General features: G+C 69.7%; 18 protein-coding genes. 3 read left to right on the top strand and 15 right to left on the bottom strand.

The genetic code is table 11. From position 1 onward, the window contains the following. Positions 1 to 308: 308 nt before the first annotated feature. From ACQP03_RS29690 to ACQP03_RS29665, 6 genes are all read right to left on the bottom strand, one after another. Positions 309 to 581, bottom strand: coding sequence for a hypothetical protein (locus ACQP03_RS29690; RefSeq protein ID WP_357126149.1), 273 nt, complete (start codon positions 579 to 581; stop codon positions 309 to 311). Positions 582 to 587: 6 nt separating this feature from the next. Beyond that, complete coding sequence (locus tag ACQP03_RS29685) at positions 588 to 1682, bottom strand: WXG100 family type VII secretion target (RefSeq protein WP_357392353.1); 1095 nt, start codon at positions 1680 to 1682, stop codon at positions 588 to 590. Between the two features lie 9 nt (positions 1683 to 1691). Then, complete coding sequence (locus ACQP03_RS29680) at positions 1692 to 1979, bottom strand: hypothetical protein (RefSeq protein ID WP_357126142.1); 288 nt, start codon at positions 1977 to 1979, stop codon at positions 1692 to 1694. Between the two features lie 523 nt (positions 1980 to 2502). Continuing rightward, positions 2503 to 2904: an arsenate reductase ArsC gene (locus tag ACQP03_RS29675; RefSeq protein WP_357126138.1), complete on the bottom strand. Its 402-nt coding sequence runs from the start codon at positions 2902 to 2904 to the stop codon at positions 2503 to 2505. Then, positions 2901 to 3638 carry an aquaporin gene (locus tag ACQP03_RS29670; protein WP_396832825.1) on the bottom strand — a complete coding sequence of 246 codons (738 nt, stop codon included), beginning with the start codon at positions 3636 to 3638 and terminating at the stop codon, positions 2901 to 2903. Before ACQP03_RS29670 ends, ACQP03_RS29675 begins: the two co-directional genes overlap by 4 nt. Continuing rightward, positions 3635 to 4000 carry an ArsR/SmtB family transcription factor gene (locus tag ACQP03_RS29665; RefSeq protein WP_396832824.1) on the bottom strand — a complete coding sequence of 122 codons (366 nt, stop codon included), beginning with the start codon at positions 3998 to 4000 and terminating at the stop codon, positions 3635 to 3637. Before ACQP03_RS29665 ends, ACQP03_RS29670 begins: the two co-directional genes overlap by 4 nt. Before the next feature lie 93 nt (positions 4001 to 4093). Between ACQP03_RS29665 and ACQP03_RS29660 the strand changes: the two genes are divergently transcribed. Then, positions 4094 to 4525: an ArsI/CadI family heavy metal resistance metalloenzyme gene (locus ACQP03_RS29660; RefSeq protein ID WP_357126132.1), complete on the top strand. Its 432-nt coding sequence runs from the start codon at positions 4094 to 4096 to the stop codon at positions 4523 to 4525. A gap of 119 nt (positions 4526 to 4644) precedes the next feature. Continuing rightward, positions 4645 to 5406 carry a class I SAM-dependent methyltransferase gene (locus ACQP03_RS29655; protein ID WP_357126568.1) on the top strand — a complete coding sequence of 254 codons (762 nt, stop codon included), beginning with the start codon at positions 4645 to 4647 and terminating at the stop codon, positions 5404 to 5406. 57 nt (positions 5407 to 5463) lie between these two features. Here ACQP03_RS29655 and ACQP03_RS29650 read toward each other — a convergent pair whose 3' ends face one another. From ACQP03_RS29650 to ACQP03_RS29635, 4 genes are all read right to left on the bottom strand, one after another. Then, positions 5464 to 6771 carry an MFS transporter gene (locus ACQP03_RS29650; protein WP_433459231.1) on the bottom strand — a complete coding sequence of 436 codons (1308 nt, stop codon included), beginning with the start codon at positions 6769 to 6771 and terminating at the stop codon, positions 5464 to 5466. 138 nt (positions 6772 to 6909) lie between these two features. Next, complete coding sequence (locus tag ACQP03_RS29645; protein WP_357126126.1) at positions 6910 to 7641, bottom strand: class I SAM-dependent methyltransferase; 732 nt, start codon at positions 7639 to 7641, stop codon at positions 6910 to 6912. A gap of 218 nt (positions 7642 to 7859) precedes the next feature. Continuing rightward, the gene (locus ACQP03_RS29640; protein ID WP_355050625.1) at positions 7860 to 8222 is read right to left on the bottom strand and encodes a PH domain-containing protein; all 363 of its coding nucleotides are present in this window, start codon (positions 8220 to 8222) and stop codon (positions 7860 to 7862) included. A 40-nt stretch (positions 8223 to 8262) separates the two neighbouring features. Next, a complete protein-coding gene (locus ACQP03_RS29635; RefSeq protein WP_357126121.1) occupies positions 8263 to 8571 on the bottom strand; it encodes a 4a-hydroxytetrahydrobiopterin dehydratase in 309 nt (102 codons plus the stop codon). A gap of 183 nt (positions 8572 to 8754) precedes the next feature. Between ACQP03_RS29635 and ACQP03_RS29630 the strand changes: the two genes are divergently transcribed. Beyond that, a complete protein-coding gene (locus ACQP03_RS29630; RefSeq protein ID WP_433459228.1) occupies positions 8755 to 9216 on the top strand; it encodes a (deoxy)nucleoside triphosphate pyrophosphohydrolase in 462 nt (153 codons plus the stop codon). A gap of 157 nt (positions 9217 to 9373) precedes the next feature. On the opposite strand, the gene ACQP03_RS29625 is transcribed toward ACQP03_RS29630, so the two are convergent. The 5 genes from ACQP03_RS29625 to ACQP03_RS29605 form a co-directional block, all read right to left on the bottom strand. Next, positions 9374 to 10441 (bottom strand): succinate dehydrogenase/fumarate reductase iron-sulfur subunit, encoded by a 1068-nt coding sequence (locus ACQP03_RS29625; protein WP_357126115.1) that lies wholly within the window; start codon positions 10439 to 10441, stop codon positions 9374 to 9376. Further along, positions 10438 to 12366, bottom strand: coding sequence for a fumarate reductase/succinate dehydrogenase flavoprotein subunit (locus tag ACQP03_RS29620; RefSeq protein ID WP_357126112.1), 1929 nt, complete (start codon positions 12364 to 12366; stop codon positions 10438 to 10440). Before ACQP03_RS29620 ends, ACQP03_RS29625 begins: the two co-directional genes overlap by 4 nt. 12 nt (positions 12367 to 12378) lie before the next feature. Then, a complete protein-coding gene (locus tag ACQP03_RS29615; RefSeq protein ID WP_357126109.1) occupies positions 12379 to 13185 on the bottom strand; it encodes a hypothetical protein in 807 nt (268 codons plus the stop codon). Positions 13186 to 13416: 231 nt separating this feature from the next. Beyond that, complete coding sequence (locus ACQP03_RS29610; RefSeq protein WP_433459225.1) at positions 13417 to 14814, bottom strand: TldD/PmbA family protein; 1398 nt, start codon at positions 14812 to 14814, stop codon at positions 13417 to 13419. Positions 14815 to 14934: 120 nt separating this feature from the next. Then, positions 14935 to 16371, bottom strand: coding sequence for a TldD/PmbA family protein (locus ACQP03_RS29605; protein WP_357126103.1), 1437 nt, complete (start codon positions 16369 to 16371; stop codon positions 14935 to 14937). Between the last annotated feature and the right edge of the window lie 27 nt (positions 16372 to 16398).

Here is a 16398-nt window from a genome sequence, read left to right as displayed (position 1 = left end):
GGCGTCTACAGCAACCTCCGGAAGATCATCGGCAACAACCTGGGCTTCCGGTCGCTGATGAAAGCGCGTTTCGGCGCTCACCAGGCAATCGCGGTAGTCGGTGCTGCCGCGTAGTGCTACAGCACCGACTACGAGCGCCATAACGCACACCTGTGGCACATGGACCTGCTCGCCCGCGCCGGGCGTCACGTCGAGCTGGCGGCACTCGGCCAACGCGATGTGCACGTTCGGCAGGTGGCAAGGGTGTGTTGGTTGCCTGGGGGTCAAGGGGTCGGGGTTGATATCCATAGGCGGATCGAGATGGAGCGTCACTCGGGCGGCAAGTAACTAGAGGCGAGATCTTCACGCTCTTCCGGGGTCATCTTCTGATAGGCGTTCCAGAAGGTCTGGAAGGGTGTTGTTAGCTCAGCGCTGTAGGCCGGGCTCGTGGCTGCTTGGCGCAGGGTGAGTTGACCGGATTGGACGGCGGTGGCCATCTCGCTGAGTAGGGGATTCTCACTGCGCGCCAGGTGGTCGAGGATGCGGCGGAGGGCATGGGCTTGTTTCTCGTCGCCGCTGCCGATGTCGTCTAGGTTGTCCACGAAGTCTTATGCCTTCACGCCTGCGAGGGGGTGGTCATAGCGGCCGCCGTCGGGGAGCGCGGGGAGGGCGACGGCGTCGAGGTCGCTGAGTTCGCGGCTGAGTATGGCGCGGAACGTGAGGACGGCGGCGGCGATCTGCTGGGAGAGTTTGGTTGCTTCGCCCCAGAGTCGGAACATGTCGGCGACTTCTGCGGCCGCGACGCCGTAACCGACGATCGCGCCGACCCCGCTTGCTGCGGTGGCGGTGCCGGCGGCAGCGCTGACGCCAATGATGATGGCGCCGTCGATGAAACTTTTGACAATGCCGCCGAGGGCTTCCCCGGCGGACCAGACGGCGTCGGCCATGCCCCGGTACGCCTTGCTGATTGCGGACAGGGGAGTGCGGAGGTCAGCGGTGGCGTTGGCAGTGGTCGTGAAGTAGCGGAAAGCTCCGTCGCCTGCGACGCCCTGCCACAAGGGACGCAGGGTCGTGGTACCGGACTGGAGGTTGTAGGCGAGGTCATGCAGGGCGGCCCCGATGTTGTCGACAACCGGGCCCATCTTGGCCAGGGCTTCCCAGTCCCCGGAGACCTGGCTTTGGAGCCTACCGATGGGGTCGAAGCCGAAGATGTTGTTGAACACTTCGTTGAGCCAGTTCGACGGGCTGACGTAGTCCATCCAACCCAGCGCGTTCGGGGGCTTGTCCGGGTCGCCCGGCGTGTCAAGGTGGCCGCGCACGTCGCGCACGTCGACGAAGTTTGCGGGAGCGCAGGGGTTGTTCGCCAATTCCAGTTCAAGGGCAGTGATGCACCGGTCGCCCGCTGGCGGCAGGGTGAGCTCAAGGCGGTCGGCGTTGGCCAGGTCAGTTGCGCGGTAGTAGCCAGCGGCAGCCCGCAGCTCGGGGGCGGAGTTCTCCAGAAGGCAGGCGAGTCGCTTGAGAGTGCTGTCTATGACCTCGACCGCTTGCTCATGTGCGGCTTTGGCGATCTTCAGATGCTCGCCTCCCGTGGCCACGTCGGCATGGCGGTTGAGGTAGCTGCGCACCTCCCACACATCGGCGGCACCACGATCGACCTGGCGGGCGAAGCTGACCAAAGCTTCCGGCTCGACGGACAACGTCATAGTTAGCGCCTAGTCCGTAACGAAGACGCCGGTCACGCCCACAACAGCGAAGACGACAGCGGCGGCGAGCACGTAGAGCCGCGGACGCGGTTCACTGATGACGTAGCTAGACAGGCCCAATGCGCCGCTGAGGATCGCGATCGCGTACCACGGGAAAGTAGCCGGCGTGGGCTGGCCGATGAACACCATCCACGTGGCCATGACCGCGACAAAGATCGTCGCGTAGGCGACGACCTGCCGCATGTTCCGATAGGCGGTGTGCTGCAACCGGGCGACCGACTCCTTGTAAGCCTCCACCGCCGCAGCGCGCTCATCCTCGCTGACCTGCCGTCGCCTACTACGGCTACCAGGCTTCCGGCCTCCACCCATGCCGCCGAAGATACATCGACGGTCACACCCTCGCTGCCCTGCGTAAGCAGCACCTGTGGCCCCGGTCTTACCAGTCGCGTGCCCGTGAGGTGCCCCGATACGAGGGTCGGCGAGGGGCAACGACGGTGAAGGACGCGAGGCGCTGACGCCGCTACGAGCGCTCGCCGACGGTCAAGACACCGCCTGAGAAGCGGATCCGAGGATTCCTCAGTTGAAGGGCAGGTCTGGCGACAGGGACCGGTACCAGAGGCAGGGGGCGCAACAGAGGAGCACGATGAGCGCCACGATGGCGATCAGAGCGATCCCGCTGAGACCGCCGATCGCGAACAGGTTCCTGAGCGCGTTCCTGCCGCGGCCCGCACCATCGTCGTTCCTGGCCAAGACGCCCCCATGATCGGCAGTGTTGGTGGCGACAATGTAGCTGTCGGGCCTTCCCTGCGCGGTGGCGGCGTCAGGGGCGTAGCTCTCGTAGCAGGGCGTCGACGCGACCCTTGATGTCGTCGCGGACCTCGCGGACGACGTCGATGGATTGCCCGGCCGGGTCGGTGAGTTTCCAGTCTTCGTAGCGTTTGCCGGGGAAGACGGGGCAGGCGTCGCCGCAGCCCATGGTGACGATGACGTCGCTGGCTTCGGCGGCGTCCCAGGTGAGTCGGACCGGGGTCTGGTCGGTGATGTCGATGCCGACCTCGCGCATGGCGTCGACGGCGACCGGGTTGATCGTCTCGGCGGGTTCGCTGCCGGCGCTGCGGACCTCGACGGTGTCCCCGGCGAGGTGGCGGAGCCAGCCGGCGGCCATCTGTGAGCGGCCGGCGTTGTGCACGCACACGAACAGGACGCTGGGCTTGTCGCTCATCGGGCTTCTGTCTCCTCGGTGAGGTGGGGTACGAGGACGTCGCCAGCGACGTCTCCGGCGTGGGGGTACCAGGCGGCGAGCGCGGCGACGCCGACCAGGCCGCCGACGAGCTGGGCGGCCACGAAGCCGGGCACCGAGGTGGGGGCGATTCCGGCGAAGGTGTCGGTGAAGGCCCGGCCGATGGTGACGGCGGGGTTCGCGAACGACGTGGACGAGGTGAACCAGTAGGCCGCCCCGATGTAGGCGCCGACGGCGGCGGGCGCGGTGGCGGTCCGGCCGCTGCGGGCGAGGGCGAAGACCAGGACGACCAGGCCGGCGGTGGCGACGATCTCGGCGAGCCACAGGTTCGCGCCGGTGCGCTCGGTGTGTGACCAGGTGACCGCCGGCAGGTCGAACATCAGGTTCGCCAGCACGGATCCGGCGACCGCGCCGGTGACCTGCGCGGCGGTGTAGGCGACGAGGTCGGGGACGGTCAGGCCGGTGCCGGCGCGGCGGCCGAGCCACCAGTCGACGGCGGACACGACGGGGTTGAGGTGCGCGCCGGACACCGGCCCGAACACGAGGATCAGCGCGCCCAGCGCGAACGCGGTGGCGATCGCGTTCTCCAGTAGTTGGAGCCCGACGTCACCGGGGGAGAGGCGAGCCGCGGCGATCCCGGACCCGACGACGGCGGCGACGAGGAGTGCGGTGCCGGCGAACTCGGCCGAGGCCCGGCGGGTGAGGTTGCGGCTCACGCGGTGGCAGGAGTGGTCGGCAGATCGAGCAGTACGCCGAGCTGACGGAACGCCTCGGGCTCCACCCTGTACCACACCCAGGTGCCGCGACGTTCGGAGTCGACGAGGCCGGCTTCCCGCAGCACCTTGAGGTGGTGGGAGATGGTCGGCCCGGACAGGTCGAACGCCGGGGTCAGGTCGCACACGCAGATCTCCGGCACCGACGCGATCATCGACATCAATCGCAGTCGGACCGGGTCACCGAGGGCCTTGAACATCGGCGCGACCACCGCCGCCTGTTCGGCGTCCATCGGGCGGGCCGCCAGCGGCGCACAGCAGGCTACCGCTTGCAGGTCCACGACCGGCAAATTCTGTTTCGGCACTCATCTACCTTGACAGACATCGAATCAGGCTGCAACGGTGGGGTTGCTTCGAAATCCGTCTAGACAGCAGTTCGCCCCAGCAGGAGGATTCCCATGTCCCGTGTTCAGCTCGCTCTGCGCGTGTCCGACCTCGACGGCTCGATCGCGTTCTACTCGAAGCTGTTCGGCGTCGACCCGGCCAAGCGTCGGCCCGGCTACGCCAACTTCGCCGTCGAGAACCCGCCGCTGAAGCTCGTCCTCATCGAGGGCGAGGCCGACCAGCCCACCGCGCTGGATCACCTGGGTGTCGAGGTGTTCAGCACCGACGACGTCACCGCCGCCACCAGGCGCCTCACCGACTCCGGCCTGATCACGCTGGAGGAGAACGACACCGAATGCTGCTACGCGCTGCAGGACAAGGTCTGGGTCCGCGGCCCCGGTGCCGAGCGCTGGGAGGTCTACACCGTCAAGGCCGACGCCGACACGCTCACCAAGGCCACCGACACCGAACCGGTGGCCAGCGGAGTCGGCTCACACTGCTGCTGACCACGGCAGATCTGCGCCTCCGGCGTCTTGGATGTCGGGGTGTCCGGTCGATCGGGACACCCCGACATCCAGGATCCGAGGGATGATGCGGACACCGACAATCGAAGGACGTGAAATCGATGGTGCTCAGCTCGTCGTTCGGTACGGCGGCGTCCGCGTACGCCCGGCATCGCCCGGACTACGCGCAGGCCGCGGCGCGGTGGGCGCTCGAGGTCGCGCCCGGCTCGCGAGTCCTCGATCTCGGCGCCGGCACCGGCAAGCTGTCCGCCACGCTGATCGCGCTCGGTGTCGACGTCGTGGCGGTGGAGCCCGACCCGGCGATGCTCACCGAGCTGGGCCGGGCGTTGCCGACCGTACGGGCCCTCCCCGGTAGCGCGGAGGCGATCCCCCTGCCGGACGCGTCCGTCGACGCGGTGCTGGCCGGCAACGCCCTGCACTGGTTCGACATGACCGTCGCGGGGCCGGAGATCGCCCGGGTCCTGACGCCCGGCGGCATCCTGGCCGGTCTGTGGAACGTGATGGACGACCGGGTGGACTGGGTGGCAGCCCTCGAACGGGTCAGCGGGAGCGCGGCCATCGGCCCGCGTGACACCTTAAGCAGTTGGCGCGCGGCGACGGCAGGCCTGCTCAGGCCGGGCAACGGAACTGCCGACCGATTCGGTACGCCCGAGCAGGCCGAGTTTCCCCACGGGCAGCGCCGGAGCGCCGACTCCCTGGTCGCGACGCTCGCCACCCGGGCCGGGTTGCTGGTCATGCCGGAACCGGAGCGGACGGCCACGCTCGACCGGATCCGCGAGTTCCTGGGCGGAATGGCCGAGACCGCCGAGGGCGACTTCACCCTGCCGATGCTGACCGGTGTCCTTCGCGCCCGCCGACTCTGACGGTCGCCGACGGCCTCCGTCAGGGCTGCACGGGTTTCTCGATCCGGCGCCGCCGTGTCAGTGCTGGTCGGTCTCGGCCTCGCGCTCGCCTTGTGAGCGCCAGGGCCGCGAGCTGGACCGGCGGGGCACTCTGACGGGACTCGGCGTACTCTGCCGCAGCATGGCGAACCCTGCCGCGGCCAGCCCGAGCGCCAGAATCGCCGTACTGCTGAGGAGCAGCGTCGGGCGGGGACCGATGGCGCCGACCAGCGGGCCGCCGAGCATGGTGCCCAGAGGCACCGCGAGAACAAGCACGGCGCTGTTCGCGGCAAGTACGGCGGGGAGTTGCCCGGTCGACGCGCTGCGCTGGTATAGCGCCATCGACATGGACATGTACGGCGCCCAGATCAGGCCCGCCAGCGCGAAGGCCGGCAGGGACAATCCGACGGGCGCCCCCACGCCGAGTGGCAGCATGGCGACGCCGAACCCGATGACGATCCCGATGATCGTCGCGCGCAGCGGCCAGTGCCGGAGGTGGCCGGCGACCACACCGCCGAGGAGGCCACCGATGCCGAAAGCGGTGTAGTACGCGCCGAGTAGCGTCGCGGAACCTCGCAGGTCGTCGGTGACGTGCAACGGCATCGCGACGTACACCGGGCCGAACAGGAAGAAGAATGCGACGCTCAGCACCAGCAGGCCCAGCAGCGTGGGCTGGCGGCGGATGAACGCGAAACCTGCGGTGCGCGGGGCGCTGTGCTCGTACCGACGGATTGTTCCGGTGGCGGGCAGCGCGAGCCGATAGGTGAGCGCCAGCACCGCGAACGTGGCGGCGTCGGCGGCGATGACCCACGCCGGCCCCACCCAGCCGATCAGGAGGCCGGCCAGCGGTGGGCCGACGACGGTGGCGAAGCCGGAGATGGTGGTGAGGACCGCGTTCGCCGGCAGATGGTGTCGCTGCGGCAGCAACTCGGCGATCAGGGTGAACCGTCCGGCCGAACCCCACGAGTGCAGGAGGGCGGAGGCGGCGAGCAGGACGGCGTACAGCCCGATCGTCAGCGTGCCGGTCAGGTACGCGATCGGGATCGCGGCGAGCGCGGCAGCCCGCAGGATCGCGTCCCACCCGGCGAGCCGGGCGCCGCCGCGCCCGCGCAGCAGCCGACCGAACGCCAGCGTTCCGACAGCGCTGGGAAGGGTGTACGCGGCCACCGCGACCGCGATCCAGAGACCGTGCTGACCGGTTGGTGCGAGCTGCCTGGCCAGCCAGGGCACCGCGACCACCGCCATGCCGTCGCCGAGAGCGGACACGGCCAACCCGGGTAGTACGCGCCGCAGCAGGGGATGACTGACCACCGGCCAGTACGGCGAGGTACGCGGAAAACGAGGCATGAGAGCAGTCGACCGGGCATCGACGCCATCCGCCAGCAGGTACTGCTGCCAGCAGAATCAGCCCAGCGCGCAAGGCGCTCGGCGGGATCGACTCGGGTCCCCCGTGGACGTCCACGGGGGACCCGAGTCGACCGACCGCTACCGCGCCCGGTAGACCGAGATGTGTGACGGACTCTCCGCCGTGAACGGCTGCCGGTGCCAGTCGGCGTACCGCTCGGTGAGCGCAAGGCCCGCCTGCCGGGCCATCTCGTCGATCTGGTGCGGCCAGGCGTATCGCATCGCGAACGGCTTCAGGTGCACACCGTTGCCGTCGAAGGTGATGGTCTGCCGGATGAACCGCTGCGCCGGCCGGTCGTACCGGTGCACCCGGATCGTCACGGAGTCCTCGGTCACCTCGCGGACCTGTAACTGCTCGTCCGCGTCGAAACCGCTCGGGTCGGGGACGAACGTCTCGATGACGAACGCCCCGCCCGGCGACAGCACCCGGGCGACGTTGCGGAACAGGTCCGCCTGCCGCTCGGCGTCCACCAGGTTGAACAGCGTGTTGAAGACCAGGTACGCCAGGCGGAACGGGCCCTCTACGCCCACGTCCGCCATGTCACCGACGACCGTCGGGATCTGGTCGCCACCGGGCTTGGCCCGCATCAGCGCCAGCATCTCGTCGGACGCCTCGATGCCGTGCACGGTGAGGCCGCGCTCGGCCAGTGGCAGTGCGACCCGGCCGGTGCCGATCGCCAGTTCCAGGACCGGACCGCCGTCGGCCAGATCGGCCAGGAAGTCCACGGCGGGCGCCGGGTCGGGGTTGCCGGGGCTGTCGTATCCGGCAGCCCACAGCCGGCCGAAGAGGCCCGGATCGTCGAAGACCGACATCAGCGGCCTCCGGGGTTGTGCTCAGTGACGGGTGTCCTCTGCGGAGCAGTTCTGCTCACGAAGCCTCGTTTCCTCAAGTCGGATGACGTTCGGTCGGGGGGACTTCGTCGTGTTGGGCATGGCACTGCTCCCTTCGGGCGGCTGTGCACCGAGGACACCAGAGACGCCGGGAGCCCGGCAAGGCATTTACGCCCGCCGGGCTCCCGGTCGAAGGATCGTCAGGAGATGTGGTGCAGGATCACGTTGTGCACGTGGTGGCTCTTCTGCGCGCCGCGGAACTCCACCTCGTAGGTGTGCGTGCCGACGTGGATCGCGATCGCGCCGGTGGAGAAGAACGACCCACCCCAGGACTTGTTGCTGACCACGCTCACGCTGGTGATCTTCGAGTACGGGATGCTGGTGATCGCATACCGCTTACCGACGAAGGAGCGGTCCTGGATGATCACGCGCCGGTCGGTCAGCCCGATGAACCCGGTGCCGGTGCCGACGGCGTCGTAGACGGCGATGATCTGCTCGCCGTCGAGCAGCCCACTTTCGATCTGCTGGACCTGCTCCTTGCGGTCGTACGCGATGTTCGCCATGCGATCCAGGTTAGGAAACCGGCGCCACCGCGCCGGCTCGTCAGGACTCGGTGACCGCCCGGTAGGCGTCCTCGATACGGGCGGCCAGCAGGACCTCACCCTCGGTCAGGGGGTCACCGTTGCCGTGCCCCACCCGGATCAGGGTGCTGTCGGACCGGCGGCTTATCTCGGGACGTAGATGCAGGGCGTCCGCCACGACCTTGACCCGTTCAGTCAGGGCCGCGTGTTGGGTATCGTCGATCACCAGCGTGCGCCGGATCTGCTCACCGTCCCGCGTCCAACCAGATAGCAAGGTCAACGCGTCGGAAAGGTAGTCGTGTTTGGCTCGGCTGCTGAACAGCACGCGCATTACCGCACCCCCCAAGCGCCGTTGCCGGCTTGTGGCCAAATCGTCGCCATCCCGTGTCTTGTCGGTGCCTTCTAGTCTGTCGTCGCTCGGTAGGGGTGTCCACGCCCACACTTCCGTGTTCTATTGGCCTAGCGGACGGTGTCGGTACCCAAACCGCCGATTGATCTGGCACCCTGGACGCCCGTGCAGACCGAACGGGCTAATGGTGGCGGGCAGGCCCAGCGACGGGACCTGAAGGTGATCGTGGGAGCGGCGATCATCCGGGACGGACGGGTGCTCGCCTGTGCGCGCTCCGCCCCGCCGGAGGTGGCCGGCATGTGGGAGTTCCCTGGTGGGAAGGTTGAGCCCGGTGAGGCCGAGACCGACGCGCTGATCCGGGAGTGCGCCGAGGAGTTGGCCGTACGCGTCGAGGTCGGCGCCCGGGTCGGCCGCAACGTCCGGATGGCCCACGGCCGGTCGGTGCTCAAGGTGTACGCCGCCCGCCTGCTCCACGGTGACGAACCGCAGGCACTGGAGCACCAGGCGCTGCGCTGGTTGACCATTGACGAACTGGACTCGGTCACCTGGCTCCCCGCCGACGCCCCCATCGTGGCCGCCCTACACCCCCACCTGAAAACCCCCTACCCCCCCGCCCCACCCCGTTGATCATGAGGTTATTGCCCTTCCCGCCGGCGTGTCGGGGCAATAACTTCATGATCAACCGGGGCAAGGGCGGGGGTGGGGTTGAGGGTCGGCCGGTTGGGTGGGGGAATGGGGCGGGGGCTGTCGGCGATGCCGACAGCCCCCTCATCCGGTGGTCCTGCTAGTGCTTGTCGTCCTGGTCCGGGTGCGCGAAGTTGAGGTGCTCCGGAGGCAGCGGGAAGGTCACGTCGTCGCCGAAGGGCGACGGCGCGGCGGGCCGGTCGAAGGTGAGCTCGGTCAGCGGCAGCCGGCCCCGGTCGTCGACCGCCGGAGCGGTCGGGTGGGGCACCTCCCGGTCCCAGTTGACGCCGGCCTGCGCCTGCGCCTCGGCCCGCTGGTCGTGCGAGCCACCCGCGTGCGAGTGCAACCCGCCCCGAGTCGCACCCGACGACGTCGCCGAGCCCTGACGGGCGGTGGTCACGCTGGTCTGGGGCGTCTCGCCCCGACGGAAGATCTTGCTACCAAGCCACACAAGGGGATCGTACCTGCGGTCGACGACGCGTTCCTTCATGGGGATGATCCCGTTGTCGGTGATCTTGATGTGCTCGGGGCAGACCTCGGTGCAGCACTTGGTGATGTTGCAGAAACCGAGGCCCTGTTCGGCCTGTGCGTACTCCTTGCGGTCGGTCCGGGCGTCCAGCGGGTGCATGTCCAGCTCGGCCGCCCGGATGAAGTACCGCGGACCGGAGAACGCCTGCTTGTTCTCCTCGTGGTCACGGATCACGTGGCAGACCGTCTGGCACAGGAAGCACTCGATGCACTTGCGGAACTCCTGCGAGCGCTCGACGTCGACCTGCTGCATCCGGTAGTCGCCCGGGGCGACGTCCGCCGGCGGGGCGAACGCCGGGGTCTCCCGCGCCTTCTCGTAGTTGAACGAGACGTCGGTGACCAGATCCCGGATGACCGGGAAGGTCCGCAGCGGGGTGACCGTGACGGTCTCGTCGTCGCCGAAGGTCGACATCCGGGTCATGCAGCCCAGTCGCGGCTTGCCGTTGATCTCCATGGAGCAGGAGCCGCACTTGCCGGCCTTGCAGTTCCACCGGCAGGCCAGGTCGGGCGCGTCGGTGGCCTGCAGGCGGTGGATGACGTCGAGGACGACCTCGCCCTCGTTCACCTCGACCATGTAGTCCTGCAGGTCGCCGCCGGTCTCGTCGCCCCGCCAGATCCGGAACTGACGCTTCGCGCTCATCGGTTGTCCGCCTCTCCAGCGTCGGCGACGAGAGCGTCGAAGTCGGTGAGCTCCTCGTCGGTGAGGTACTTGGCCAGCTCGGCCCGGTCGAAGAGGCCGATCAGCTCCGGCCGCATCGTCGGCAGCGGCTTACGGGTCAGCTGCACGGTGTCGCCGTCCAGGGAGCAGACGAGGTTCACCTGCCGCCACTTCGGCTCCATCGCCGGATAGTCCTCGCGGGTGTGCCCGCCGCGCGACTCCTGCCGCTCCAACGCCGCCTTCGCGGTGCACTCCGAGACCACCAGCATGTTGCGCAGGTCCAGGGCCAGGTGCCACCCCGGGTTGTAGCGCCGGCCGCCGGCCGCGCTCACCTTGGCGACCCGCTCGCGCAGCTCGGCCAGTCGCACCAGCGCGTCGGCCAGCTCGCCCTCGCGCCGGATGATGCCGACCAGATCCCCCATGACCGCCTGGAGGTCCTGCTGAAGGGTGTACGGGCTCTCGCCGGTGTCCCGCTGCAACGGGGCGAGGGCGGTCTCCACGGCCGCCTCGACGGCGTCCACGGCCACCTTCGGCCGGGCGGACAGCCCGTCGGCGTAGCTGGCCGCGTGCCCGCCCGCCCGCTTGCCGAACACCAGCAGGTCGGACAGGGAGTTGCCGCCGAGGCGGTTGGAGCCGTGCATGCCGCCGGAGACCTCACCGGCGGCGAACAGACCGCGTACGTGGCCGAAGGCGGCACCCGAATCCGGGTCCACCTCGACGCCGCCCATCACGTAGTGGCAGGTCGGCCCGACCTCCATCGGTTCGGCGGTGATGTCGACGTCGGCCAGCTCCTTGAACTGGTGGTACATCGAGGGCAGCCGTCGGCGGATCTCGTCGGCGGAGCGCCGGCTCGCGATGTCCAGGAAGACCCCGCCGGCGGGGGAGCCCCGACCGGCCTTGACCTCGCTGTTGATCGCGCGGGCCACCTCGTCGCGGGGCAGCAGCTCCGGTGGACGCCGGTTGTTGTCCGGGTCGGTGTACCAGCGGTCCGCCTCCTCCTCGGTCTCCGCGTACTGCTTGCGGAAGACGTCGGGGACGTAGTCGAACATGAACCGCTTGCCCTCGGAGTTCTTGAGGACACCACCGTCGCCACGGACCGACTCGGTGACCAGGATGCCCTTCACCGAGGGCGGCCAGACCATGCCGGTCGGGTGGAACTGGAGGAACTCCATGTTGATCAGCGTCGCCCCGGCGCGCAACGCCAGCGCGTGGCCGTCCCCGGTGTACTCCCAGGAGTTCGAGGTGACCTTGTAGGAGCGTCCGACACCGCCGGTGGCCAGCACCACCGCCGGCGCCTCGAAGAGGATGAACTCGCCGGACTCGCGGTAGTAGCCGAACGCGCCCGCTACCCGGTCGCCGTCGAGCACCAACTCGGTGATGGTCGTCTCGGAGAAGACCCTGATCCGGGCGTCGTACGAGCCGAACTCGCGCTTGTCCTCCTGTTGCAGCGAGACGATCTTCTGCTGGAGGGTGCGGATCAGCTCCAGGCCGGTCCGGTCGCCCACGTGCGCCAGTCGGGGGTACTCGTGCCCACCGAAGTTGCGCTGGGAGATCTTGCCGTCCTTCGTACGGTCGAAGAGCGCGCCGTACGTCTCCAGCTCCCAGATCCGCTGCGGCGACTCCTTCGCGTGCAGCTCGGCCATCCGGAAGTTGTTGAGGAACTTGCCGCCGCGCATGGTGTCGCGGAAGTGCACCTGCCAGTTGTCACGGCTGTTCACGTTGCCCATCGCGGCGGCGGCGCCGCCCTCGGCCATCACCGTGTGCGCCTTGCCGAACAGCGACTTCGAGATGATCGCCGTCTTCTTGCCGGCGAGGCGGGCCTCGATGGCCGCGCGCAGACCGGCGCCGCCGGCCCCGATGACGACGACGTCGTAGTGGTGTCGTTCGATGCGAGTGGTAGTGGTCATGTCAGGGGCCCTTTAGTTGATGAACCGCAGGTCGTTGAACCAGCCGGCCGACAGCGCCAGCACGTAGAAGTCGGTCAGCGCGAGGGTGCCGAGGGTGATCCAGGCGAGCTGCATGTGCCGGACGTTCAACGCCGAGACGACGGTCCACGCGCGGTAGCGCACCGGGTGCTTGGAGAAGTGCTTGAGCCGGCCGCCGATGATGTGCCGGCAGGAGTGGCAGGAGATCGTGTACGCCCAGAGCATCACCACGTTGAGCAGCAGGACGAGGTTGCCCAGCCCGAAGCCGAAGCCCTTGGGTGAGTGGAACGCGAGGATGGCGTCCCACGTGTTGATCAGCGAGATGATCGCGGCGGCGTAGAAGAAGTAACGGTGCAGGTTCTGGCCGAGCAGCGGGAAACGGGTCTCCCCGCCGTACTCCTTGTGACCGTCCGGGACGGCGCAGGCCGGCGGCGACAGCCAGAAGGACCGGTAGTACGCCTTGCGGTAGTAGTAGCAGGTGAGCCGGAACAGCAGCAGGAACGGCAGGGTCAGCGCGGCGTCCGGGATGATCCACCAGCCGGGCAGGAACCGGCCGAAGTGTGAGGCCTGCTCGACACACCGGTCGGTCACACACGGGGAGTAGAACGGGGTCAGGTAGTGGTAGGCGTCGACCCAGTAGTGGTCGTGCATGAACACCCGGACCGTCGCGTACGCCACCCAGGCGCCGAGCCCGATCACCGTGATCAGCGGGGCGAACCACCATCGGTCGGTACGCAACGTCTTCGCCGTGATGGCGGCGCGCGCCCGCGCCCCCCGCGGCCTCGTTGCCGTTGAAGTCATTCGAGTCGTCTCCTCGACGGGCCCGTACGGGCGGGCTGCTGTCTCCGGTCGGCACGCGGACCGGCGAACCCGCACCCGCTGCCACGTCATGCGCACACCAACGACCACGCCGGATCGACCGACGCAGCTAAGTGACACACGTTACGCCGATCTTTGCGGGCCGTCCGCGCAAGGGAGCGTCCCGTGTGTCTGGCCTGGTGAAACGCCGAGGCGCGCGGACCGTCGCGCTCCTCAGCCCGACGCGCCTCCGGTGAAGTGCCAGGACGCCAGCCGCACCGAGGGCGCCGCCCACCAGGCACCGTCCACCCGGTCCGGTTGGCGCACCGTCCGAGAACCCAGCCCGAGCACCGCGCCCGGCCCGAGCGCCCGGGGGTACGACTCGGTGAACCGCAGGTCGCGGACCGCCCGGACGACCATGCCGTCCTCGATCAGCCACACCCCGTTGCGGGTCAACCCGGTGACGACCAGGCTCTTCGGGTCGAGCACACGGGTGTACCAGAGGTCGCTGACCAGCAGCCCCCGTCGTACTCCGGCGACCAGCGCGGCCGTGTCCGCGTCGACCACCGCGCCGGCGGCCGTGCCCGTGGTGTTCCGGCCCACCGCGCTGGCCGGGCCGGCCGCCGCAGGCGAGAGTCGGAGGTTGCGGGCCATCGGGCCCCAGGTGGCGCCGCCCGCGATCGCGTGTCCGGTGGACTCCGCGCCCGCGTCGGCGGCGGTCCGCCGGTCGTGTGCGACGGCCCGCGTGGTGCCCGCCTCGACCAGGGTCACCGCCCGCCGGCCGGTGCCCTCGGCGTCGAACGGCAGGCCGGACGCGCCGAGCGGATCGTCCACCAGGGTCACCAGCGGGTCGAACTGGGCCGCCCCCGGCTCGGCGAAGGACTGCCGCTCGGCGTACCGCTTGCCGTTGAAGCCGTACCAGGACAGGTTCTGCAACAGGTCCGCCACGGCGGCCGGTTCGAACACCACCTCGTAGCGCCCCGGCGGCAACTCGACCGGATCCGCTGCCGCCTGTGCCTTCGCTGCCGCCTGCGCGCCCAACTCGGCCCCGTCGAGGTCAGACAGTCGGTCCGCGCTGTGCCGCGCGACGCCGTCCGCGCCGTCGCGGCGGGCGATGCCGTCCATCGCCGCCTCCGCCGACCGGCCGTCCGCGCTGTGCCCCGCCGAGTTCGCGAACGCCGACGAGCGGTGCGCGGTACGGCAGTACCCCGCCGTGGTGAGCGGCCCGGCGGCGGCCACGAACGCGGCCACCCGGTCGGCCCGCTGGTCCGGCTCGGCGTGGGCGGTCGCCTCGTCGACGGGCGGCGCGGCCGGCGCGGGCGTGGGCGGCACCAGGCCGGGCCATCCCGGGTCGAGCGGACCCAGGCGGGTCGCGGCCAGGGTCCGCTCGACAAGCGCGTGCAGCCCGTCAGGGGTGACGATGCTCCCGCTGCCGGCGACGGTGCGTCCGTCGAGGTGCACCCGCAGCCGGACGCCGACCGTCGACTCGGAGACGTTCTGGTGGATGGCCGAGTTGGCGAAGCGGGTGAGCGCCAGATCCGCCCGCGTCGCCACCACCTCGGCCTGCACGTCCGGGCCACCGAGCCGCCGGACCAACTCGACGACCTGCCCCGCCAGCTCCAACTCGTTCATGCTGGGCCGCCTTTCGTTCGCGACTGCGGGGCTCGCAAAACCGGCTCACTCCTCGCGCTCACGCTGGGCCGCCTTTCGTTCGCGACTGCGGGGCTCGCAAAACCGGCTCACTCCTCGCGCTCACGCGGACACCCCCACCCGGACGTTGCGGAAGCGGGCCGGCGCGGCCGGGTGGCCGGTGTGCCCGATCTGGCCCGGCTGGCCCTTGCCGCAGTTGGGGGTCCCCCAGGGCACCGTCTCGCCGGAGAGCATGTCCATCGAACGCCAGAACAGCGGGCCGATCCCGGTGTACGTCGGATTGCGCAGCATCCGCCCCCGCCGACCGTTCTTGATCTCCCACCCGATCTCGCAACCGAACTGGAAGTTGAGCCGCTTGTCGTCGATCGACCACGAGCGGTTGAGGTCCATCAGCACGCCGTCGTCGGTGGCCGCGATGATCTCCTCCAGGGTGTGCGGACCGGGTTCCAGGCCCACGTTGGTCATTCGCACCATCGGCAGCCGGGCCCACCCGTCGGCGCGTACGCTGCCGCCGTAGCCGAGACCGGCCACAGCCGCGGAGTCGCGACCCGCGAGCACCCCCACCCACCGGCCGTCGCGTACCGCGTCCCGCTTGACGGCGGGGGAGCCCTCGTCGTCGAAACCGAAGCTGCCCAGCGCGCCGGGGATCGTCGGGTCGATGGTGATGTTCATCAGCTCGGAGCCGTAGCGCAGCGAGCCGAGCTGGGCCAGGTCCAGCCAGGACGTGCCGGCGAAAGCGGCCTCCCAGCCGAGGATCCGGTCCAGTTCGATGGCGTGGCCCACCGACTCGTGGATCTGCAGGGCCAGTTGCTCGCTGCCGAGGATCAGATCCGTCTCGCCGGCCGGGCAGGGTGGCGCGGTGAGCAGCGCCCGTGACTCCTCGGCGATCTGCGCGGCGTGCGCGGCCAGGTCGAGCGATTCGACCAGCTCCCAGCCGGTGGTGCCGTACTGCCCCCGGTAACTGGGCCAGGACCGCCGCTGCGTCTCGCCGTCGCCGATCGAGGTGGCCGAGATACCGCCACCGCACTCGCGGATGCGCTGGTCGATGCGGTGACCCTCGCTGGAGACGAACCACTTGGCGGTGTCCCAGATCTGGTAGAGCCCCTCGGCCAGGTCCGCGCCGTGCTCGGCCATGGTGCGGGTCGCGCCGACGAGCAGGTCGCCCTTGTCGGACAGCGGAACCGCGAGCGGGTCGATCCGGCAGTCCGAGGACCAGCTCGCCGTCACGGCCTCGACCGCGACCAGGTCGACCGCGGGGCCGGGCACCCGGGCACTGGCCATCGCGGTCCGGGTCGCGCGCCGGCCGGCGTCGCGGGCGGCGGCGTCCGACAGATCGGGTACGGCGTGAAAGCCCCAGCTGGCGCCGACCAGCGCCCGGACGCCGAGCCCGATGCTCTCGTCCTGGGTCAGCTCCTCCACGTCGCCGTTGCGTGCGGTCATCGACTCGTAGCGGCGGTGCATCACCCGCGCGTCGGCGTACCGGGCGCCCGCGTCGAGAGCGGCCTGGACGGCGGCGGTGGCCGCGTCGAACTCGGTCATGCGACGACCCTAGGGCAGCGGACCGAC

The sequence above is a fragment of the Micromonospora sp. CA-248212 genome (assembly GCF_050948405.1).
Lineage (GTDB): Bacteria > Actinomycetota > Actinomycetes > Mycobacteriales > Micromonosporaceae > Micromonospora.
Note: the sequence above shows the minus strand (reverse complement) of the source record. Positions and strands in the feature narration are given on the sequence as shown.